Here is a 20,749-nt window from a genome sequence, read left to right as displayed (position 1 = left end):
ACGCCTCACCGGGTCGACCACCACGCCGCCGCCACCAGAGCCGGCTGGAAGAAGAGCCGCCCGAACCGCTTCCGGTCCGTGTCGAGTCCGAACGCCGAACGGCCCTTGCGCCATTGATCGATGTTGCCGGGGAAGATCGCGACGAAGAAGGCGGCCAGCGCGGCGCCGATGCGCCGACGGTCCCGGGGCAAGGCGAGGAGGGCGAGTCCGAACGCCGCCTCCACCACCCCGGATGCCACGACCACCGCGTCGCGATCGAGCGGTCCCCGTTCGACGAGCGCGTCGGGCACCTGCCCCTGGAAGTCCCGTCGCGCGAAGGTGAGGTGGGAGATTCCGGCGAACATCATCGCCAGGGCCAAAGCCCAGCGCACGACTGTTTTCATACGAGCACGCTAAGGGGCGTGTCATCACGCCCGGGCGGGCTTGACGATCCTCGGGGAACCCTCCCGATCGCGCCCAAGCGAGTGCTACGGCACCCGTCCGCATCGCGCAACCCCCGGCCGCCGACGACCCATCGCGCTTGACTGTGAGGACGTCCCCGAAGGAGGTGCCCCGTGACGATGACAGATGCCGAATCCCCCGCGACTCGCCAAGAGGATCTAGACGAGTTGCTCGTGCGCGCGGCCTCCGGCGACTGCGATGCGTTCGTGGCCTTCTACGACGCGACGGCTCCGCGCATCTACGCCATCCTGCTCTCCCTCACCGGTGTGGCAGCGAAAGCCGACCTCCTGCTGGAGGGCATCTACGTCGAGGCGTGGGAGCGGATGCGCGGGCGAAACACTCCCCCGTGCCCGGGCATGCAGTGGATGTCGTCCATTGCGCACCGGCACGCGTCCGGCCGGGCCTGACGCCCGGCGCAGTTCTTCCCCCGCGGGTCGGTCAGGACGCGTCGACCGGTGCCGCGATCACGTCGTGCGTCTCGAGATCGACCGTCAGGCCGCTCGAGGAGTTCGAGGAGTTCGCGTACGTCTGCAGCAGAGCGGGGTCGAGCATCTCGGGCTCGACGGAACCGAACACGAACCGCAGCGGGATCGACGGCTGGATCCAGATCGTGCTCCGGCCGGCTGACTCACCCGACGGATGCCGCCACGACATCGTGAAGCTCTCACCGCGGCGGAGTTTGGTGGCGATGACGACTTTCACGTGCGCCAGGATCCGGTCCGGGATCTCGATCGCGCGCTCCGAAGAACCGTAGAACAGCGAGCCCATCAGCTCCTCCTTCCGAGGATGCCATCTGGCCCGATTTTACTAAATTGCCTAACTATCGCCAAGTGAATTCGCCAAGAACTCAGGGGAGACAACGCGAGGGCCGCGGCAGGAATTAGCTCGGCTCTCTGGAATCTCGAAGACCGAACTAGACTGGCGCGACGGGGGCCCGACCCGGAGGAGACGCATGACGATCGAGACCGAGAACGACCCCGCCACGACCGCCGCACGGGCGGTCGAACGTCTGCGTCTCGCCGAGGCGCGCTTGGCCCGACGGCGGCAGTCCGAGTGCGGTCCGAGCGAGAACGCCCGGGCCGCGATGCGGCTCATCCTCGAACGGGCCGACGCCGGCGCCACGGTCACTCCCACCGAGATCGCCCAGTCGCTCGCCATCTCCACGGCATCCGTCACGGGCATGCTCGACCGCCTGCACGCCGGCGGGCTCATCGCATTCGTGGCGAATCCGGCCGACCGGCGCAGCAAGTTCGTGGTCCCCTTCGATCGCGACACCGATCCCGACGCCATCGACCCCGTCACGGCGCGCATCCGCGAATTCGCCCTCCACCTGCCCACCGACACGGCCGGTCAGCTCGCGACCTTCCTCGACCGGGTCCGCGAAGTCGTGGATGCGGAATGCCGCTGAGACCCTCAGGGAGCGGCGACCACCTCGGGGTCCGGCTCGTTCGTGATGCTCAGCCCCCCGGGCGAGCTCGCCTCGTTCATGAGGTCGTCGATCCATCGCCGATTCAGCTGCGGCGCGCGACTGCCGTAGAAGTGGAAGACCAACGGGATGGACGGCGAGATCCACAGGCTCCGCGTGCCGCTTCCGTCGCCGAGCGGGAAGTGGAACATGAAGGGCTCGCCGCGACGCAGCTTGTTCATGAACACCATGCGCAGGTGGGAGAGGGTGCGGTCCTCGATGTCGAACGAGTGGCCGAGGGTGTTGTAAACCAGTTTTCCCACGGAGACAGACTACAACGCCGCACTCGATTAACTACTGGCCCGCAGCTTCTTTCGCACCTCAACTAGAGTGCTCAGCGTGCCCCGACTCCCGCGTCCTCGCCGCACCCGGCGTCGGATCCCCCGCGCCCTGCTGGTGGCGCTCGCCGTGCTGGCGGCGGTCGCCGTCATCGCCGTGATCGCTGTGGTCGGCAACCTCGTGAGCACTCTCTTCCAGACCCTCGCCGCCCGCCCGCCCGCCGTCGACACCCGCATCGTCGTGCCCGACGAATCGAAGGCCGCACAGGCGGCACGCGCCACCGACGGCGACACCGACGAGCAGGCCGCAGCCCAGTGGCTCGCCTCCCAGCCCACCACCTACTGGCTCACGCCGGAGATCGACCCCATCGACGAGGTGTGGGACCGCGTGGCCCACCTCGCCGCCGAGGCCCGCGACCAGGATGCCGCCCTGTCCGTCGCGGTCTACGGCCTCCCCGACCGCGACTGCGGGAACCACTCGGCCGGCGGCCTCGACCCGGAGTCGTACCGCGCGTGGACCGAGCGGATCGGCGACGCCCTCGGCAACGCCTCCGACATCCAGAAGATCGTCGTGCTCGAGCCCGACAGCATCGCGCTGTCGTCCACCTGCGGCACGCCCTCCGACCGCGCCGGCTACCTCAAGGAGGCCGTCGACAACATCCGCGGGACCAACACGTGGATCTACATCGACGGCGGGCACTCGTCCTGGCATCCGGTGCAGGAGATGGCGGACCTGATCCGCGCCACGGGCCTCCTGTCGGACGTGCGCGGCGTCGCGCTGAACGTCTCCAACTACCAGGACACGGCCGCCGAGTTCGCGTACGCGCACGCGCTCTCCGACGAACTGGGCGGAACGCACGCCGTGATCGACACCTCCCGCAACGGCGCCGGCCCCGCCGGCTCCGAGTGGTGCAACCCGTCGGACCGCCTCGTGGGCAGTCCCGGCGGCTCGTTCGGCGACGGCGTCGTCGACACCAACCTCTGGATCAAGCCGCCCGGCGAGAGCGACGGCGAATGCAACGGCGGACCCTCCGCCGGCACCTGGTGGCCCTCCGCCGCGGTCGAGCTGACCCGCGAACAGCGCTGACCGCGGATCACAGATCCACGGCGCACGGGACCCCGGGGGCCTCATCGGCGCGAAGTGTGTCAAGATTGCGCACGTCGCTGTGCGACGCGACGCCGTGTCTCGGGGGAGAACGCGGGCACGACCTCGTGCGAAGCCGGAAGAGTGGGTGAAATGAGCGACAGCTCCGAGTTGCTGAAGACCGCGGTCATCGTCGAAGACGATCCCGACATCCGTCACCTGCTCGTCGAGGTGCTCGAGTCCGCTGGGTTCTCGACGGTCTCGGTCGGCAACGGCATCGATGGAGTCCGGGCGGTCATCGCCTATCAGCCGCTGATCACCACGCTCGACGTGAACATGCCCGGCATCGACGGATTCGAGGCGGCCCGCCGCATCCGTCAGCAGAGCGACACGTACATCATCATGCTCACCGGCCTGGAGGAAGAGGCCGACGTGGTGCTCGGTCTCGGTGCCGGCGCCGACGAGTACGTGGTCAAGCCGTTCCGCCCGCGTGAGCTGCGTGCGCGCATCGAGGCGCTCCTCCGACGCCCCCGGGCCGGCGAGAGCAACGGGCCCGCGGCACCCCGGCAGGACAGCGTCGGCCCCTCGTTCCCGAACAGCCGCCCCGAAGCGGCAGCTTCCCCGGCCACCGCCCCCGCGCAGAGCGCAGCGGTCATCGTTCCGTCTTCTCAGGGACCGGAGTCCCGCGCCGAGGCGCCCTCCGCCCCGGCACCGAGCACGGAGCTGGTGCCACGCGCCACCGCCGGCGACCTCACCCCCGCGGGAGGGTCCTGGGTGGCCCACCGCGACCTCCAACTCGACCCCGACAGCCGCCTCGTGCGCGTCGGCGGCGAGGAGCTGGATCTCACTCGTACCGAATTCGATCTGCTGGCGACGCTCATGGAGTCCAAGCGGCGCGTGCGCAGCAAGGCCGACCTCACGCTCGTCCTGCGCGGGGAGTCTTACGTCACGAGCTACTTCGTCGGCGAGGCCGACAAGCGGGCGATCGAGGCGCACATGACGAACCTGCGTCGCAAGCTCGGCGACAATCCGGCCAACCCGCGCTACATCGAGACCGTGCGCGGTGTCGGCTACCGACTGACCTCGGAGCTGCTGGCCGCTCCCTGATCCCCGCACGAATAACGGATGCCTCGACCCTCCCCAGGGCCGAGGCATCCGTGTTTCTGATGCGTTCGGGCGCGATCAGATCGTGTGTCCGTCAGACCTTGAAGCCGTGCTGGCGACGGACGAGCTTGGAGAACATGAGGAGGGTCTGCAGGACGGTGACCACGCCGACGATGGGCCACCCGATCCACAGGATCGAGGACTGCACCATCGGTCCGACCATGACCCAGATGACGGCGAGGGCGATCGCCACGGCGACCAGGACCACCATCGGCGTCCAGTGCCCCAGCCCCCCACCACGCTCGGCCTTGGCCTGCATGGCCCAGTTGTCGACTTTCTTGCGCGAGAGGAAACGGGTCCATGACCGCACGAAGTGGCTGATGCGGATCCACATGAACAGCTCGGCGGGGAAGAACAGCACCGCGAACAGCACGTCGCTGCGGTTGCAGTTCTTCATCGTGCGGGCGATGCGCAGGTTCAACAGCATGGCGATCACCGGCGGGATCAACCACAGGGGCGAGAACACGAACGCACCGATCGACAGCGAGCCCGCGAGCAGCGTCAGGAACGCGACGCGCACGAAGAGGTTGGTCAGCATGCCGAAGTTCTCGAACCAGCGCAGACGCAGGTTGGGGTGGAACGGCTGACCCTTGGTGTCGCCGCGCTGGCCGGGCCACATGAGCTCGATCGCGCCGTAGGTCCACTTCACCTGCTGGGCGTCGTAGCCGGAGAGGGTGGTCATGCCGCCCACGTCGGCCCGGGCGTAGGGGCTGATCTTGGTGAGGTAGCCGGCGCTCTTGATCTGCAGCGAGAGGAGCGAGTCCTCCACCTCGGAGTCCTTGACCCAGGGGGTGGACTGGTGATTCTGCTTCATGGCGTCGCGCAAGGCGTTCGTGGAGAAGATCGAGAACTGCCCGCCCAGCACCGCCATGTTGCGGCCGCGCAGCATGTTCTGCAGGTTGAACGCGGCGAACTGCGTGCGCTGCCCGGCCGTGAGGAAGCGGGCGATCATGCCCTTGATGGGCTTGTCGTCGATCGTGTAGATCGCCGAGATGCCGCCGATGCGGGAGTCGGACACGGCCTCGGTCTCGAGGTACTCCACCGCCTTGGAGTCGGCGATGGTGTCGCCGTCGACACCGAGGAGGTAGTCGTAGCCCTCGACGAGCGAGTAGCCGTAGTTGAGGGCGCCGACCTTCTTGTCGGGGTTCTTGCCGATGTCGTGCACGAAGACCTCGGTGAACTGCTCCCCCAGTTCGGTGTGCAACTCGTGGGGCCCGCTGTACTCGGAGGCGATCTTGACGGTCGCATCCGAGGTGTTGTTGACGACGACGTGGATGACGTCGGGCACGCGGGTCTGGGCGAGCAGCGCCTCGATCACGTCGGCGATCGACTCCTCCTCGTTGTACGCGGGGATGACGCAGCCGATCGTCGAGCGGTGCACCGAGGTGTTCTCGAGCACGGCGGCGAAGTCGTCCGCGAACCCGTGCTCCTCCGTCGTCGACGACGCCCCAAACTCGCCCTGGTGGAGGTTGATTTCCCGGGCGGTGGAGGTGAAGCTTCGCGCATCAGTCACGGCGGTGTCTTCCTGTCGGTGTAACGGCGGATCGGCCATGACTCACTCTGGTAGGTTCGCCGCAAGGCGACCACCGCACACGAACACCGTCCCCGCAAGATTTCCTCAAGATTTTCGAGGGGCACCCCGAAGGAGACGCGCCTCGTGATCTTGCTCGCTCTGCTGGCATCCATCGCCGCGGCGGGCGTGGCTCTGACCATGCTGTTCCTCACGCACGGTCGACCCGATGACGACCGGGGTGGCCAACGCGCCGACATGGTTCGGTACTTCGGCGTGGCAGCCATCGCGGCCCTGCTCTGCGGCGCGATGAACGTCCTCGAGGCTGCCGGCGGCGGCGAAACGGCAGCGGCGGTGGGCAACGCCATGAACCTCGTCGCCGTGGGCCTCATGTGGGCGGGCGCACGGCGCTTGAATAACCGCCGCGCGATCGGCGCCGTCAGCATCGCGGCCGGGGCGGTGCTGATGCTGGGGTTCACCTTCCTCATCCCGCTCGAGGACGCGACGCTGCTGAAGACCACCGGCCTGGCCGTCTTCGCAGCCCTCGGCGCGCTCGAATTGGCGCGGCATCCCCTCGGTGCGCTCTCGGGGGCACGCGTGCTGTCGGGGACGCTGGGGGTGTACGCCGCCTACAACCTCTTCCGGCTCGCGGTCTTCGCCCTCTTCGGGATCGAACCGCTCACCGGTCGCGGGCCCGTCTCCCCCGAGACGACCGCCGCCGTCAGCGCCGTGGCCATCGCCCTGGTGTCCTTCGCCGTCGTCCGCCTGGGTCGCCAACTCGACGACGCTCCGGCGCCCGGTACGCGCGCCCACGACCGCGGCTCCCTCCGCCGCGAAGCGGCGAGGATGCTGACCGGCCCCTCGCTCGTCCGCGCCACTCTCGTCCGCGTGCCCGAGATCGATCTGATCCGAGCGGCTCACAGCGCCGAGCGCGGGGAGACGATGCTGCGCACGGTGACGGCGGCCCTGGGGGACGCCATCGAGGATGCCGCGTGCGGGATGCCGGCACGCGACACGGTCTTCGCCGTCGCACCCGCCGCCCTCGACACGGTCGAGCTCGAGCTCGGGGTGCGCCGCGCCTTCGCCCGACGCATGCCCGGGATCCGCTACGACGACGTCCCCGATCTGTCCTTCGAGCACCACCTCATCGACGACGTCGACGACCTCTCCCTCCTCATGGAGAGCCGCCGTCAGCGTCCCCGGCAGGAGCAGCCCGACGACTGAGACCGGCCGACCGCTGGCCGACCGACGTCAGTTCGAGCCGGTGGTCTGCCCCCACCCGGGCGCGCGACCGGTTCCCGAGGTCGCTCCGGTCGTGTCGGCGGTCGTGGTCTGCCCCTGGTCGGCGAAGATCGCGATCGGAAGGTACTGGTACACCGTCTGCTGCGAGAACGACGAATCGGTGTTCGCGGTGCCCTCGACCGCGACGTTCAGCGCGAATTCGAGCGTGATGCCGTAGGTGTCGTTGGGCAGCTGCCGGATCGAGGTCGTGGGGACCAGCAGACCGCCCTGGAAGCTGTTCAGGAGCAGACCGCGGTCCGAGCGCAGTGTGTCCGACGGGACGAGGGTGCGGGGATCGGCGCTGAACTGGAAGGGGTTCGAGACCTGGCCGCCCGTCTGCGCCGTCTGCGAGGTGATCGACACGGATGACAGGTACACGCGGCGCTTCTGCGTGAGCACCGCCTTCTCGTCGACGCGCGTGTCGACCACGTTGATGGCGAAGCCGAACTGCTTCTCGTTGGTCGAGGTCCACTCCATCGTGCGCTTGGGGTTGTCGGCCCAGACGTCCAGGCGCACCTCGAGACCGTCGGCGACCTCGGAGGTGAGGGAGACCGACCCGTCGTACGTGAACTGCGAGTCGAACGGCTTGGACGAAGACGATACGGCCGGTTCCGGGGTGGCGACCACGACGGACTGGCCGGCGGCCCCGCCCACCTGGCCGGGAAGCGCGTTTAACAGGTCGGAGACCTGGGTGCAACCGGTCAGCGCGGCGGTGATGACGACGGCGAGGGCGAGGGCCGAAGCGGTCACGCGGGCGCGACGGCGAAAGGGCATGCTCACGGGGTACTCCTGAGGATCAGCGCGGACGCGCAGAGGTCGACGAACGACCATCACGCTGCGGGATGCAGGCCTCAGGGGGAGTCTGACCGGGCGTCGTGACGCATGTTCACGCGCGGCGAGCAGAGACAGGATGGCGCGCTGAAGACTACACCACTCTCTATACACTCGATGACATGGCATCCGTGAGGAGCGTCCCGCCGGCGGTCGCCGCCGAAGCTGGGCACGATGAGGACGGTGCGAGCCCGAGCGGCCGTACCCGTTCCGTGTGGCTGCTGCAGCTCGTTCTCGGCGCCAGTGTCGTCATCACCGTCCTCCTGGTGCAAGCGCTCGAACCCTCCCTCTTCTCGTTCTGGTCGTTCTCGTCGGGCGTGGGAGTCGTCATCGCCCTCACCGCCATCGCGATCGTCGTGCCGTGGCATCGCCTCCCCCGCGCTGCCGTGGCCGTCATCCCCTTCGGCGATATCGTCGGCATCGGGTTGCTCAGCTTCGGCACCGACCTTCGCTTCGGGTTCTTCTGGGTCTTCCCGATCATCTGGATCGCGACCCATTTCGCCCTCGCCTATCTGATCTCCGCGCTCAGCGCCGTCGGCATCCTGATCGTGGTGGATGCAACGGTCAACGCCAGCGGGCCCGTCACCGCCCTCCGCTTGATCGTCGTCCTGCTGTCGCTCACGTTCATCGCCATCACCTCGTTCCTGTCGGCCCGGCAGACGCGCGCGTTCAAGCAATTGCTCCGCCGCCAAGCGAGCCGTCTGCAGGGCACCCTGCAACGTGTGTCCGGACAGGAGAGACGCGTCTCGCAGATGCTGAACGGCCTCGACACCGGTATCGCGCGCCTGTCGGCCGACGGCGAGGTGCTCGCCCTCAATGACACCTATGTCGACCTCTACGGCGTCGAGCGCGACGAGCCCCAGAGGCCGGGTGGAGCCGTCGAATATGCCAATCTCCGAGGCGAGCCGCTCCCGGAATCCGAGCGGCCGTTCGCCCGCGCCGCACGCGGCGAACAGTTCGACGACGAGCGGCTCTGGCTCTTCGACACTCACGGCGTCTGGCACGCCCTCTCGGTGTCGACGCGCCGTCTCATCTCCTCTGACGAGCCCGAGAGCACTCTGCTCATCGTGCACGACATCACGGCGCTGATCGAGTCCGAGCGCGCTCGAGAGCGCCTGGCCGCCACGGTGTCGCACGAGCTGCGCAACCCTCTCACCGCGATCATCGGGCACGCGGACCTCGCCCTCGACGACGACGACCTCTCCCCCAAGGTGCGGGAGCAGTTGGAGGTCATTGCGGGCGCAGGCGAGCGGATGCAGAAGCTCATCTCCGAGATCCTGGCCAACTCCCGTGGCGTGTTCCGCGACCAGAACGCCCCGGCCACCGCGGATGCGAGCCGCATCATCGCCTCCTCGCTCGCATCGTTCCGCCCAGCCGCAACGGCGCGTCGGGTCAACGTCATCGACGAGCTGCCGACCTCCGCGGAGGTCAAGGGCGACGCTTTCCGGCTGCGGCAGGCCTTCGACAACATCCTCAGCAACGCCATCAAGTACACGCCCGCCGGCGGCTCGATCCGCATCTCCGGCGAGGTGTCACCGGATGACGTCATCCTCCGCTTCGCCGACACCGGCATCGGCATCAAACCCGACGATCTCGCGCGCGTGTTCGACCCCTACTTCCGCGCGCAGAGCGTGCGCGACAGCTCCACCCCGGGTACCGGGCTCGGGATGGGGATCATCCGCTCCATCGTCGAGGACCAGGGCGGTTCGCTCTTCCTCGACAGCGAGTTGGGCAGCGGCACCACTGTCACGGTCGTCCTGCCCGTCCGCACCGACGGCGAGGTCGCATGATCCCCGACCAGGTCCTGTCGAATCTCGGTCTCGCTCAAGCCACGGTGGCGACCCTCGGCACGATCATGATCATCGGGCTGGGCTTCCTGCACCGGCCGTCCCGTTCCGCACTCCTGTGGTCGCTCGCCTTCCTCCTCGCCATGACCAGCACGTGGGTCTCGGTGACCGGTGCCATTGTGGACGAAGAGCCCGTCCGGCGTGCGGGCCTCGGCCTCATGCTCGGCGCACCGGCGCTGATCTGGTCGGGATTCCGCGCACGTCGTGGCGCACGCGCGCTCGCCTGGGTCGGGGTGCTCCAGGCGACCGTCACGGCGGTGGCCTTCGTCTGCGTGACCGAGGTGAGCGCTTACGGCCTCGTCTTCCGGTTCGCCTTCGTCGGGGCGGCGGTCTTCGCCGGACTCACCCTCTTGGAGATGCGTCATGCGGCGGACCGGCTGGAGCGGATGGCCCTCCCGCTCGCCGTCGTCTCCGCCGCGTTCGTCGCCCTCGGAGTCGCGATCCTCATCTCGGGATTGTCCGCACCGGCCGGCATCGGCGACCTCGCCCTCCCGCGCATCCTGAACTCCCTGGCGATGCTGGTGTTCCTCGTCTGCGCCACGGTCTCGCTGCTCTACTTCACCTCCGTGTCGCCCAGCGGACGGCGTGCCGCGTCGTCATGGCCGCACTTCGTCGTCACGGCGACCGACCGGCTGCGTCGCGCCGCGCGAGGTCGAGAAGAGTCGTGGGCCGTGCTCACCGTCCGCCTCGACGACCCCCAGCACCTGCGCAGCGCCGCGGGAGAGAACGGGTGGATCCGGCTCGTCGCCGACTTCGAGAACGCCGTCGCCGAATCGTTCCCCGCTGAGGCGGACCTCGGTCGGGAGACGCGCGGACGAGTCGTGGTGGTCCTGGCGCGCCCGGAATCCGTGCTGCGCCAGCACGTGCGGACGGTGCTGCAGCGCATCACCGAACTCGATGCGTCGTCGCACATCGGCGTCCAGCTGTCGGCGAGCGTGGGCTGGGTGCCCGCCGAAGCGGCGGGCTACGATCTCCCGGCCCTGATCGCCGAGGCGGACCGCGCCGCCGGCGAGGCGACCCGGCAGGGGGGCGACCGCTGGGAACGCGTGCGTCGGTGATCAGCCCTCGGTGTCGGCCCCGCCGCCGCCGGCGATCGCGACGGTGAGGGAATCGCTCGCCGTCTGCTTCGCGAACTCGTTCGACGTCGGGGTGGTCTGCACCAAGAACTCGAAGGTGAACTGCAGGGTGACGAAGGTGGCCCCCGCGGGCACCTCGCCGACGTTGAACGTCTGCGAGTAGCTGTACGGCGCCAGCACCAGGTAGCCGGGTGCGTCGGTCTGATCGGTCTGCGCGGCCAACGGCGAGAACGACTGCGCCGCGTTGCCGGGAACCGCCGTCATCGTCGCGCGTTGGAGGTACACCTTCTGCCCGTCGTCGGGCGAGACCGTGGTGACCATCGACAGGCTCACGGGCTTCAGCGCGGTCGGGGTCCAGCGATCCATCGAGAGCGTCGACCAGTAGTCGACCGTTGCGCTGACGGCGCCGGCCGTCAGCGGGCGCTGCGTGGAACCGCTCGAGAGATCGTTCCGGACGGGCTGCGGCGCGGCGCTCGTGGTGGCGGTCGGCGACGGCGAGGCCGACGCCTGACCACCCCCCTGGGCCCATGGAGGGGCACCGCACCCGGCGAGGGCGAGCGCGCCCGTCACCGCCAGCGCCGCAGCACCGACGAGCCTGCCACGCCTCGTTGCGAGCCCCATTCGTCCTCCCCCGGATCGTTCCCTTCAGTGTAGGTGCCCGGCAACGGCACGCTGCCGCCGAGCGCCTATGGTGTGCGCGTGATCCGCTCATCTTCCTCACAGGCCCTTCGTCGCGTCCCCGCGGTGTTCGCGACGGCGACGCTCCTGCTGTTCCTGCTGGGAGTCGGGGGCGCCGTCTGGATCGGCGTGCGGGGGTCCGCGGCGATCCAGCACCTGCGCTCCGCCCGAGCGACCGTCGAACCGGCGACGGCGGACGTCCAGAACCCGGATGCCGCGCTCGCGCGCCTCGCCGACGCCGCTGTCGACACGTCCGCCGCGCACGCTCTCACGGACGACCCGATCTGGGCGGCCGCGGAGTCGTTGCCGTGGATCGGACCGCAGCTCGCCGCCGTCTCCACGACTGCCGCGGCCGTGGACGATGCGGCATCCTCCGCCGCGCCCCCGCTCCGCGCGGCGGCCGCGATCATGGCACCCGGGGCCTTGCGCGCGTCGGACGGCGCCATCGACATCGACGGCGTGGCATCCGCCGCCCCTGCAGCCGCCGACGCCGCGGCACGCTTGCGCGCGGCGGCCGACCGCATGTCCGCGATCGACCGGAGACCCCTGCTGGGGTCCCTCGCGACGGCCGTCTCCTCCACCGCCGCGGTGCTCGATCGGGCCGCGAGCGCCGCGGATGCGCTTCACCGGACGACGGTCCTCCTGCCCCGCATGCTGGGCGCAGAAGGCCCCCGCTCCACTCTGCTGCTGTTCCAGAACAATGCGGAATGGCGTTCGCTCGGGGGTGTGGTCGGCGCCGTCGCGCAGGTCGACACGACCGGGGGACGCCTGGCACTGCGGGCCCAGGCGTCCAGCGCCGACGTCACCGCGTTCGCCGACGACCCCGTCCTGCCGCTCCACGATGACATCCGAGGCGTCTTCGACACCCGCCCGGCCCGCTACCTGCAGAACACCACCCAGATTCCCGACTTCGCCGTGGGCGCCGCGATCGCTCGCGAGATGTGGCGACGCACCACCGGCACCGAGGTCGACGCGGTCGTCGCCCTCGATCCCGTGGCGCTGTCGTATCTGTTGCGGGCGACGGGACCGGTGACCCTTCCCTCCGGCGAGCAGCTCGACGCCGACCGGGCCGTGCCGCTCCTTCTCGACGAGGTGTACCGCCGCTTCTCCGACCCGCGGGAACAGGACGCATTCTTCCAAGGCGCCGCCGCCGCGGTCTTCCAGGCTCTGGCCGACGGGCGGGGCGACGCCGCCGCTCTCGTGCAGGCCCTCACGCGTGCCGGAACCGAACGCCGTCTGCTCGTCTGGAACGCGGATGCCGCCGACCAGGCGGTCCTGGACGGAACGACGCTGCAGGGCGCCCTGCCCGTCTCCGATGAGACTCGCAGCACGATCGGCGTCTACCTAAACGACGGCACGGGCTCGAAGATGGACTACTACCTGCACCCCCGCATCAGGGCCGGTTGGTGCGAACTCGGCCTGGCGACCGTCCACGTGGATATCCGCAACGATGCGCCCGACCCATCGACGTTGCCCCCCTACGTGACGGGCGGCGGCGACTACGGCGTACCCGTCGGAGACGCGCTGACAGGCGTCTACGTCTACCTCCCGGCGGGTGCCGAGGTCGTCGATCGACGGACGTCGTCGAACGGCGCCACGGCCCCGGGGTTCGCCGTGGGCACCCACGACGGGCGGAACGTCGTGAAATGGTCGGTGCAGCTGGCCCCCGGTCAGACCGGCGTCCTGGATCTGGACGTGCGGATCCCGCCCACGCCGCACCTGGACCTCGTCGCCACCCCGACCCGGGACCCCGCCGAAGCTCCGCAGACGGGAGTGTGCCCGTCGAGCGGATGAGCCGTCCGGCCGCGCCGACTGCGGGTGAACTCCGACGCCGCCCCGCGTGAAAGCGACCTCCCCTCCCGGCGCTCCACGCCCCGTCCCCGGAAGACTCGTGCGAGGAGCGGCGCCGACCGCTTCGATCACCGGCTCGAACACGCCAAGCAGATGGGGCAAACCATGAAGACCACGATCATCCGGGCCGTCGCCGCGCTGTCGCTCGCCGCGGCCGCGCTGATGGCGCCCACGGCGGCCAACGCCTACACCGACCCCGCCGTCATCACGGTGTCGCCGTCGGTCCTCACCGTGGGCGACACCGCGACGTTCACGACGTCCGGCGCACCGTTCCAGGGAGACGAGCAGATCCTGATCTCGATCACGGGTGCCGCCGCGAACAGCGTCACGCTGGCGTCGGTCGCCACCGAGACGAACAACTCGCTGCGGACGCAGGCGGTCGCCGGCGCCCTCCGCACGCGGATCACGTTCCCCGCCCCGACGAAAGGCGTCTACTCCCTCACCTTCACGGGAGCGGAGAGCGGCGTCGTCCTCCACTCGAGCGTGACGGTCAACCCCGTGGGCGCTCCGAGCTCTCCCGCCAAGGGCGGTCTCGCGGTCACCGGTTTCGACGCGGGCAGCACGACCGGCCTGTGGCTGACCGGTGCGGCCCTCCTCGTCGGCGGCGCGGCGGTCGGCATCGGCACGGTGGCCCGTCGACGCCGCACGTCGAATCGCTGACACCGCTACAGCCGAAGAGGGGGCCGTCACACGGCGGCCCCCTCTTCGTCATTCCCGTTCCGTCAGCCCAGAGCTCCCGCGCGTGACGGCGTGACCTCCGCGGTGATGAGGATGGGCAGATGGTCGCTCTGCCCCTGGGGCAGCGTCTTGATGTGGGCGATGTCGAAGCCCATCGACGTCGCGAAGTCGTAGTGCCCCTTGAAGAACCGGTAGCGGGTGTAGGTCCGCGTGTCGCTCAACGTCAGCTCGTACCCCTGGTCCCGTACCTTCTGACCGAGGTTCTCCTTGAAGACGGGGTAGTTGTAATCGCCGACCATGAGGGTGGGCAGACCGGGGCCGAGATTCTGCAGCTCCGTCAGTGCCGTGCGGATCTGGTGGCGGCGAAGCGAGTTGAGCGCCGTGAGCGGCGCCGCGTGGAACGAGGCGACGATGACGTCGCGACCGTGGTCGATGTCGCGAAGCCGGACGCCGAGCATGCGTTCCTCCGCCGGCTTCAGCACGTAATCGTGCAGCGACTTCTTCAGGCCGATGGCGCGCACTTCTTCGGCACGGAAGGTGTTCTCCCGGTAGTACAGCGCCAGGCCCAGGCGGTTGCGCTGAGTAGCATCCGCCAGCAGGAGCCCGCCGATGCGTTCCGGAATGTCCGTGGAGTCGCATTCCTGCAGACAGAGCACGTCGATCTCGTGCGTCTCGACGAGCGCGACGAGCTCGCCCGCGGCACGGTGCTTGTTGAGGTTGTACGAGATGACCTTCATGGCGAAGTCAGCCTACGACCACCGCCGATGCCCTCCCGGAGGGGTTGCACTTGCGCGCCGCGGTCGATTCAGGATGCCGACTCGTCGGCATCCCGTCGGTTCCGCGTCTGCTCGGCACGGGCCGCCAGGAGGTCGTCGGCGGGGTACCCCACCTCGGCGAGGACGAGGCCGCGGGCGGCCAGGACCTTCGTCTCGGGGATGCGCATCCGCGCGTCACGGATGGCGACCACGTCGTCGATCTCGATGCGCCCCTCCCCCACCGCGACGCATGCGCCGACGAGAGCACGCACCATGCTGTGGCAGAAGGCGTCCGCCCGCACGTTCGCCACCAGGACGCCGTCGTCGCCGCGGTGCCAGTCGTACTCGAGCAGGGTGCGGATGGTCGTCGCCTCCTCGCGCGCCTTGCAGTACGCGGCGAAGTCGTGCAGCCCGATGAGACGGCCGGCGGCGGCATCCATCGACTCCACGTCGAGGGCGCTGCGCACCGTCGTCGTCCTCGACCGGTCGAGTGGGTCGTACCCCGTGGCCGCGTCGGCGAGCCGATAGGTGTAGCGACGCCACACCGCGGAGAAGCGCGCGTCGAAGCCCTCCGGCGCGCGGGAGGTGCGACGCACCGTCACGTCCGGATAGGTGCCCAGCACCCCGCGGACGCGACCCGCCAGCGCGGCGATTGCGTCGACCTCGTCGCTGTCGCGTCGGCGCCTCGGCAGTCGTGCGACCTGGTCGGGATCGAGGTCGAGGTGGGCCACCTGTCCGGAGGCGTGCACGCCCGCGTCGGTGCGTCCGGCCACGATCAGGCGGGGGGATCCTCCGACGATCCGCGCGAGGGCCGCCTCGAGGTCGCCCTGCACGGTCCTCAGCCCGGGTTGGCGCGCCCACCCGCGGAAGTGTGTGCCGTCGTAGGCGATGTCGAGACGTATGCGCACCCTCCCAGCCTACGAGCGCGGTGGACGCGGAAACGACGGAGCCCCCACCCTGAGGGGTGGGGGCTCCGTTCGAGCGGGAGGATCAGGCCTTGGCGTCATCCTGGACGGCGTCGTCGGCGGCTGCCTCGGCGGCCGCGCCTTCCTCGGGCGACTCGGCGCCGGCGGCGGCGGCCTCGTCGGTCGAGGTCTCCTCGGCGGCGGGCTCTTCCGCGGCGGGCTCCTCGGCAGCCGGGGCGGCAGCGGCGGGGGCCGCAGCAGCCTTGTTCGACGCCTTCTTGGCGACGGGCTCGAGGACGAGCTCGATCACGGCCATGGGGGCGTTGTCGCCCTTGCGGTTGCCGACCTTGGTGATGCGGGTGTATCCGCCGTCACGCTCGGCCACCAGCGGCGCGATCTCGGTGAAGAGCGTGTGCACGACGTCCTTGTCACCGATCACGCTCAGCACGCGACGACGCGCGTGCAGGTCGCCGCGCTTGGCGAAGGTGATGAGGCGCTCGGCGAGCGGACGAAGGCGCTTGGCCTTGGTCTCGGTCGTCTTGATGGACTTGTGCGTGTAGAGAGCTGCCGCGAGGTTCGCGAGAAGCAGACGCTCGTGGGCCGGGCCGCCTCCGAGGCGGGGACCCTTCGTGGGCTTGGGCATGTCGTGTTACTCCAGTGAAAGGTTCGGTCGGGTCCGACGGTGTCAGACGGTCTCTTCGTCGTAGCCGCTGTAGAACTGGGCGCCGTCGAAACCGGGCACCGAGTCCTTCAGCGAAAGGCCGAGGGAGGTGAGCTTGTCGCGCACCTCGTCGACCGACTTCTGACCGAAGTTGCGGATGTTCATCAGCTGCGTCTCGGAAAGGGCGACCAGCTCCGAAACGGTGTTGATGCCCTCGCGCTTGAGGCAGTTGTACGAGCGGACGGAGAGGTCGAGGTCTTCGATCGGCATCGACAGCTCGTTCGAGAGGACGGTCTCGACCGGCGCGGGGCCGATCTCGATACCCTCGGCCTCGACGTTCAGCTCGCGGGCGAGACCGAACAGCTCGGTGAGGGTGCGGCCGGCCGAGGCGACGGCGTCGCGCGGGGCGATGGACGCCTTGGACTCGACGTCGAGGACGAGCTTGTCGAAGTCGGTGCGCTCACCGGCACGGGTGGCGTCGACGCGGTAGCTGACCTTGAGCACGGGCGAGTAGATCGAGTCGATCGGGATCTGACCGGCCTCGGCGTACTCGTTGCGGTTCTGCGTCGCCGAGACGTAGCCGCGGCCACGCTCGATCGTCAGCTCGAGCTCGAACTTCGCCGTGTCGTTGAGCGTCGCGATGACCAGCTCGGGGTTGTGCACCTCGACACCCGCCGGGGCGGAGATGTCGGCGGCGGTGACCTCACCGGCGCCGGTCTTGCGCAGGTACGCCGTGATGGGCTCGTCGCGCTCGCTCGAGACGACCAGCTGCTTGATGTTCAGGATGATCTCGGTGACGTCTTCCTTCACGCCCGGGATGGTGCTGAACTCGTGCAGGACGCCGTCGATGCGGATGCTCGTGACGGCCGCGCCGGGGATCGACGACAGGAGGCTGCGGCGCAGCGCGTTGCCGATCGTGTAACCGAAACCGGGCTCCAGCGGCTCGATGATGAAACGGCTGCGGAACTCCCCGATCTTCTCCTCGGTCAGAGTGGGACGCTGTGCGATGAGCACTATGTGTTCCTTTCGATCACGTGCCCGCTATATGACACGTGTAATGGGGTGAGGTGTTGAGTTGTACTCGCGGGATGCCACGGGACTCTTCGACGGCGACCCGGGAAGGGCCCCGGCATCCGGAAGTCTGAATCGCGCGTGAGCGCGGCGTTCCCGGGGAGCGACGAGCACTCCCCGGGAACGAACGCGTCAGACGCGGCGACGCTTGGGCGGACGGCAGCCGTTGTGAGCCTGCGGCGTCACGTCCTGGATCGAGCCGACCTCGAGACCCGCAGCGGTGAGCGAGCGGATCGCGGTCTCACGACCCGAACCCGGACCCTTCACGAAGACGTCGACCTTCTTGACGCCGTGCTCCTGAGCCTGGCGAGCGGCCGACTCCGCCGCCATGCCGGCGGCGTACGGCGTCGACTTGCGCGAGCCCTTGAACCCGACACCGCCGGACGAAGCCCAGCTGATGACGGCACCCGAGGGGTCGGTGATCGAAACGATGGTGTTGTTGAACGTCGACTTGATGTGGGCCTGACCCACGGCGATGTTCTTCTTCTCTTTGCGGCGCGGCTTGCGCGCGGCGGACTTGGCCTGTGCCATGTGCGTTCTCCTGAATCCTGACGCTCAGCCCGCGGCTTAGCGCGCCTTCTTCTTGCCGGCGACGGTGCGCTTGGGGCCCTTGCGGGTACGCGCGTTCGTCTTCGTGCGCTGACCGCGCACCGGGAGGCCGCGGCGGTGGCGCAGGCCCTCGTAGGAACCGATCTCGACCTTGCGGCGGATGTCGGCGGCGACCTCGCGACGGAGGTCACCCTCCACCTTGTAGGTGCCTTCGATGTGGTCGCGGAGCGCGACCAGCTGGTCGTCGGTGAGGTCCTTGACGCGGATCTCCTGGCTGATGCCAGTGGCGTTCAGGATCTCGACGGAGCGGGTGCGACCCACGCCGTAGATGTAAGTAAGTGCGATCACCACGCGCTTGTCGCGCGGGATGTCGACGCCGGCGAGACGTGCCATGCGGCTCTCCTCAGAGTGTCGTGGAGGTGTGGAGCAGGATCGGTGCTCGGGCCTCCGCCCCGAGGTGTCCCCCGCCCGCTCGCGCGGACGGGATCTGATCCTGCCGGTGTGTATTCAGTTGGAGAGAGTCGAGAGCTCGGAAGGAGCTCAGCCCTGGCGCTGCTTGTGGCGCGGGTTGCTCTTGCAGATCACCATCACGCGCCCGTGGCGACGGATCACCTTGCAGTGGTCGCAGATGGGCTTGACGGAGGGGTTGACCTTCATGATGTTCCTGTTTCGCTGTCTTCGAATCCGCGGGTGCGGCTCGTTACTTCTCGGCCGGACTCAGCGGTAGCGGTAGACGATACGACCGCGGGTGAGGTCGTACGGGCTCAGCTCGACGACGACGCGGTCCTCGGGGATGATGCGGATGTAGTTCTGTCGCATCTTGCCCGAGATGGTGGCGAGCACCTTGTGACCGTTCGTCAGTTCGACACGGAACATCGCGTTGGGCAGTGCCTCGGACACCGTGCCCTCGATCTCGATGACACCGTCTTTCTTCGCCATAAACTCGCTCACGCTCAGTTGCAGACCGGCCGGTCTGCGGTGGATGGGGATTCGGTGCTTCGACACGCCAATGAAGGCGCAACGCACCAAAGATCAAGCATACGTGGTAATACCCGCCCCGGCAACTCGCGGGGCGCCGCGTCAGCCGTTCAGCCGGGCGACGATGTCCTTCTGCGGGTCACCGGACAGGTCGGTCTGGTTGTTCAGGACCGTTTCGTTCACCGCGATCGTCGGCGTCGCAATGCCCGACTGACCGGGCTGGACCGGCGTCTTCTGCGTCATCGCCGTGACGAACTTCGAGTACGTCCCGTCGTCGATGCACGAGGTCACGGCATCCGAGGCCCCTGCCGATGTCGCGATCGCGGCCAGCGTGGCGTTGTCGAGACCCGAGGTGTTCTCCGTGGGCTGCTGCGCGTACATCGCCTTCACGAACGCCGGGATGTTGGAGGCGTCATCGACGGCGACGCAGTAGGCGGCATTCGCCGACCTAGTCGAGTACTGCGTCCCCTGCGACGCGCGGTCGAGGATTGAGATCGGGTGGATGTTGAGGGTGATCTCGTTGTCGGCGACAAGCTGGTCGAGGGTCGGGCCGTAGCTCTGCTCGAACTGGTTGCAGATCGGGCACATGAAGTCGACGTACGTGTCGACCGTCTCCGGTCCGGTGCCGACGGCGATCGCTCCGGTGTCCGTGTTCACGGCCGACGACTCGGGAAGGGTCCCGGGAGAAGTGGACTGACTGTTGGCGAACCAGACCACGCCGCCCACAACCAGCACGATGACCACGACGGCCGCCGTGATGCCGATCGCGAACCAGTTCCTGGACGTGCGAGCTGCGGCCATCATCATCAGTCGATCTCCTTCGGCACCACACCGAACGGCGCCAGTTTCTCGGCACCGCCGTCGTGAGCGGTGAGGACCCAGATGCCCCCATCATGCACGGCGACGCTATGTTCCCAGTGGGAGCCGTCGGTGCCGTCGGCGGTCGAGACGGTCCACCCGTCGTCTTCGACGACGGTCTCCTGGTCGCCGATGACGACCATGGGCTCGATCGCCACCGCGAGCCCCGGACGCACCTCGGGCCCGCGGTCGGCGACGGCGTAGTTGAAGATGCTGGGCGACTCGTGCATCTTGCGGCCGATGCCGTGACCCACGTAGTCGCGCAGGATGCCGTACCCGCCCTCGGGGGAATGCTCTTCGATGTACGCCTGGATGGCGGCGCCGACCTCACCGAGGTGGCTGGCCCGGCTCAGGGAGGCGATCCCCGCCCAGAGCGATCCTTCCGTCACCTCGGACAGGCGGCGACGCGGCGCCACGATCTCCTCGGGTGCATCGCCCGGCACGATCACCGTGAAGGCCGAGTCGCCGTTCCAGCCCTGGAACTCGGCCCCGGCGTCGATCGAGAGGATGTCGCCGGCGCGCAGCGGCCGATCGTTCGGGATGCCGTGCACCACCTGCTCGTTCACCGAGGCGCAGATGGTGTGCCGGTACCCGCGCACCATCTGAAAGTTCGACTTCGCGCCGCGCGCGCCGATCAGGCGAGCGGCCTCCGCGTCGAGCTGCAGCGTCGTCACGCCCGGTTCGATGAGCCGGCGCACGGCGTCCAGCGCATCGGCCGTGATGAGTCCCGGCTCGATCATCGAGCGCAGCTGCGCCGGCTTTTTGTAGATGGAAGAACGAAGTCCCAC

25 protein-coding genes are annotated in these 20,749 nt (G+C 68.9%); 9 read left to right on the top strand and 16 right to left on the bottom strand.

What is annotated here, in order from left to right:
- Positions 1-5: 5 nt before the first annotated feature.
- Positions 6-383 (bottom strand): DoxX family protein, encoded by a 378-nt coding sequence (locus tag B0B15_RS05005; RefSeq protein ID WP_076673756.1) that lies wholly within the window; start codon positions 381-383, stop codon positions 6-8.
- 171 nt (positions 384-554) lie between these two features.
- Between B0B15_RS05005 and B0B15_RS05000 the strand changes: the two genes are divergently transcribed.
- Entirely contained in the window at positions 555-848 is a 294-nt protein-coding gene (locus B0B15_RS05000) for a sigma-70 family RNA polymerase sigma factor (RefSeq protein ID WP_076673753.1), read from the top strand.
- 31 nt (positions 849-879) lie between these two features.
- Here the strand turns inward: B0B15_RS05000 and B0B15_RS04995 are convergent, their stop codons facing one another.
- The gene (locus tag B0B15_RS04995) at positions 880-1,209 is read right to left on the bottom strand and encodes a DUF7882 family protein (protein ID WP_076673751.1); all 330 of its coding nucleotides are present in this window, start codon (positions 1,207-1,209) and stop codon (positions 880-882) included.
- Positions 1,210-1,393: 184 nt separating this feature from the next.
- Between B0B15_RS04995 and B0B15_RS04990 the strand changes: the two genes are divergently transcribed.
- Positions 1,394-1,849, top strand: a complete 456-nt coding sequence (locus B0B15_RS04990) for a MarR family winged helix-turn-helix transcriptional regulator (RefSeq protein WP_076673749.1) — start codon at positions 1,394-1,396, stop codon at positions 1,847-1,849.
- A 5-nt stretch (positions 1,850-1,854) separates the two neighbouring features.
- On the opposite strand, the gene B0B15_RS04985 is transcribed toward B0B15_RS04990, so the two are convergent.
- Positions 1,855-2,169, bottom strand: a complete 315-nt coding sequence (locus B0B15_RS04985) for a DUF7882 family protein (protein ID WP_076673747.1) — start codon at positions 2,167-2,169, stop codon at positions 1,855-1,857.
- A gap of 76 nt (positions 2,170-2,245) precedes the next feature.
- On the opposite strand from B0B15_RS04985, the gene B0B15_RS04980 reads away from it, so the two are divergent.
- Together B0B15_RS04980 and B0B15_RS04975 are read left to right on the top strand one after the other, a co-directional pair.
- Complete coding sequence (locus tag B0B15_RS04980; protein WP_256334178.1) at positions 2,246-3,271, top strand: glycoside hydrolase family 6 protein; 1,026 nt, start codon at positions 2,246-2,248, stop codon at positions 3,269-3,271.
- A gap of 150 nt (positions 3,272-3,421) precedes the next feature.
- Entirely contained in the window at positions 3,422-4,375 is a 954-nt protein-coding gene (locus B0B15_RS04975) for a response regulator transcription factor (RefSeq protein ID WP_176776570.1), read from the top strand.
- Between the two features lie 91 nt (positions 4,376-4,466).
- Here the strand turns inward: B0B15_RS04975 and B0B15_RS04970 are convergent, their stop codons facing one another.
- A complete protein-coding gene (locus tag B0B15_RS04970; RefSeq protein WP_076673743.1) occupies positions 4,467-5,945 on the bottom strand; it encodes a glycosyltransferase family 2 protein in 1,479 nt (492 codons plus the stop codon).
- Between the two features lie 144 nt (positions 5,946-6,089).
- On the opposite strand from B0B15_RS04970, the gene B0B15_RS04965 reads away from it, so the two are divergent.
- Complete coding sequence (locus tag B0B15_RS04965) at positions 6,090-7,166, top strand: hypothetical protein (protein ID WP_076673741.1); 1,077 nt, start codon at positions 6,090-6,092, stop codon at positions 7,164-7,166.
- Between the two features lie 27 nt (positions 7,167-7,193).
- Here the strand turns inward: B0B15_RS04965 and B0B15_RS04960 are convergent, their stop codons facing one another.
- On the bottom strand, positions 7,194-7,997 hold the full coding sequence (locus tag B0B15_RS04960; RefSeq protein ID WP_083708943.1) for a fructose 1,6-bisphosphatase: 804 nt from the start codon (positions 7,995-7,997) through the stop codon (positions 7,194-7,196).
- Between the two features lie 179 nt (positions 7,998-8,176).
- Here B0B15_RS04960 and B0B15_RS04955 point away from each other — a divergent pair, with 179 nt between their 5' ends.
- Together B0B15_RS04955 and B0B15_RS04950 are read left to right on the top strand one after the other, a co-directional pair.
- Positions 8,177-9,844: a sensor histidine kinase gene (locus tag B0B15_RS04955; protein WP_083708868.1), complete on the top strand. Its 1,668-nt coding sequence runs from the start codon at positions 8,177-8,179 to the stop codon at positions 9,842-9,844.
- Positions 9,841-10,959 (top strand): nucleotidyl cyclase domain-containing protein, encoded by a 1,119-nt coding sequence (locus B0B15_RS04950; RefSeq protein WP_076673737.1) that lies wholly within the window; start codon positions 9,841-9,843, stop codon positions 10,957-10,959. Before B0B15_RS04955 ends, B0B15_RS04950 begins: the two co-directional genes overlap by 4 nt.
- Here B0B15_RS04950 and B0B15_RS04945 read toward each other — a convergent pair whose 3' ends face one another.
- Positions 10,960-11,598, bottom strand: coding sequence for a hypothetical protein (locus B0B15_RS04945; protein WP_076673735.1), 639 nt, complete (start codon positions 11,596-11,598; stop codon positions 10,960-10,962).
- 78 nt (positions 11,599-11,676) lie between these two features.
- Between B0B15_RS04945 and B0B15_RS04940 the strand changes: the two genes are divergently transcribed.
- Together B0B15_RS04940 and B0B15_RS04935 are read left to right on the top strand one after the other, a co-directional pair.
- On the top strand, positions 11,677-13,449 hold the full coding sequence (locus B0B15_RS04940) for a DUF4012 domain-containing protein (protein ID WP_143016333.1): 1,773 nt from the start codon (positions 11,677-11,679) through the stop codon (positions 13,447-13,449).
- A 162-nt stretch (positions 13,450-13,611) separates the two neighbouring features.
- Positions 13,612-14,166 carry a cytochrome c-type biogenesis protein gene (locus tag B0B15_RS04935; protein ID WP_076673733.1) on the top strand — a complete coding sequence of 185 codons (555 nt, stop codon included), beginning with the start codon at positions 13,612-13,614 and terminating at the stop codon, positions 14,164-14,166.
- A gap of 62 nt (positions 14,167-14,228) precedes the next feature.
- Here the strand turns inward: B0B15_RS04935 and B0B15_RS04930 are convergent, their stop codons facing one another.
- The 10 genes from B0B15_RS04930 to map all read right to left on the bottom strand — a co-directional run bounded on the left by B0B15_RS04930 (position 14,229) and on the right by map (position 20,749).
- Positions 14,229-14,921 (bottom strand): endonuclease/exonuclease/phosphatase family protein, encoded by a 693-nt coding sequence (locus tag B0B15_RS04930; protein WP_076673731.1) that lies wholly within the window; start codon positions 14,919-14,921, stop codon positions 14,229-14,231.
- Positions 14,922-14,989: 68 nt separating this feature from the next.
- Positions 14,990-15,847, bottom strand: a complete 858-nt coding sequence (truA, locus tag B0B15_RS04925) for a tRNA pseudouridine(38-40) synthase TruA (RefSeq protein ID WP_076673729.1) — start codon at positions 15,845-15,847, stop codon at positions 14,990-14,992.
- Between the two features lie 82 nt (positions 15,848-15,929).
- Entirely contained in the window at positions 15,930-16,487 is a 558-nt protein-coding gene (gene rplQ / locus B0B15_RS04920) for a 50S ribosomal protein L17 (protein ID WP_076673727.1), read from the bottom strand.
- Positions 16,488-16,529: 42 nt separating this feature from the next.
- Positions 16,530-17,519, bottom strand: coding sequence for a DNA-directed RNA polymerase subunit alpha (locus B0B15_RS04915; protein WP_076673725.1), 990 nt, complete (start codon positions 17,517-17,519; stop codon positions 16,530-16,532).
- Positions 17,520-17,708: 189 nt separating this feature from the next.
- Positions 17,709-18,107: a 30S ribosomal protein S11 gene (gene rpsK / locus B0B15_RS04910; protein WP_013583990.1), complete on the bottom strand. Its 399-nt coding sequence runs from the start codon at positions 18,105-18,107 to the stop codon at positions 17,709-17,711.
- 36 nt (positions 18,108-18,143) lie between these two features.
- On the bottom strand, positions 18,144-18,518 hold the full coding sequence (gene rpsM / locus B0B15_RS04905) for a 30S ribosomal protein S13 (RefSeq protein ID WP_076673723.1): 375 nt from the start codon (positions 18,516-18,518) through the stop codon (positions 18,144-18,146).
- A gap of 147 nt (positions 18,519-18,665) precedes the next feature.
- The gene (gene rpmJ / locus B0B15_RS04900; protein WP_005050492.1) at positions 18,666-18,782 is read right to left on the bottom strand and encodes a 50S ribosomal protein L36; all 117 of its coding nucleotides are present in this window, start codon (positions 18,780-18,782) and stop codon (positions 18,666-18,668) included.
- 60 nt (positions 18,783-18,842) lie between these two features.
- A complete protein-coding gene (gene infA, locus B0B15_RS04895; RefSeq protein ID WP_013583992.1) occupies positions 18,843-19,064 on the bottom strand; it encodes a translation initiation factor IF-1 in 222 nt (73 codons plus the stop codon).
- A 141-nt stretch (positions 19,065-19,205) separates the two neighbouring features.
- A complete protein-coding gene (locus tag B0B15_RS04890) occupies positions 19,206-19,910 on the bottom strand; it encodes a DsbA family protein (RefSeq protein WP_176776569.1) in 705 nt (234 codons plus the stop codon).
- On the bottom strand, positions 19,910-20,749 hold the full coding sequence (map, locus tag B0B15_RS04885; RefSeq protein WP_076673721.1) for a type I methionyl aminopeptidase: 840 nt from the start codon (positions 20,747-20,749) through the stop codon (positions 19,910-19,912). The genes B0B15_RS04890 and map overlap by 1 nt, the downstream gene beginning before the upstream one ends.

Source organism: Microbacterium sp. RU1D (assembly GCF_900156435.1).
In the GTDB taxonomy this organism is placed as follows: domain Bacteria; phylum Actinomycetota; class Actinomycetes; order Actinomycetales; family Microbacteriaceae; genus Microbacterium.
The sequence above is the reverse complement of the archived record's forward strand: the minus strand, read 5'-3'. Positions and strand labels throughout refer to the sequence as shown.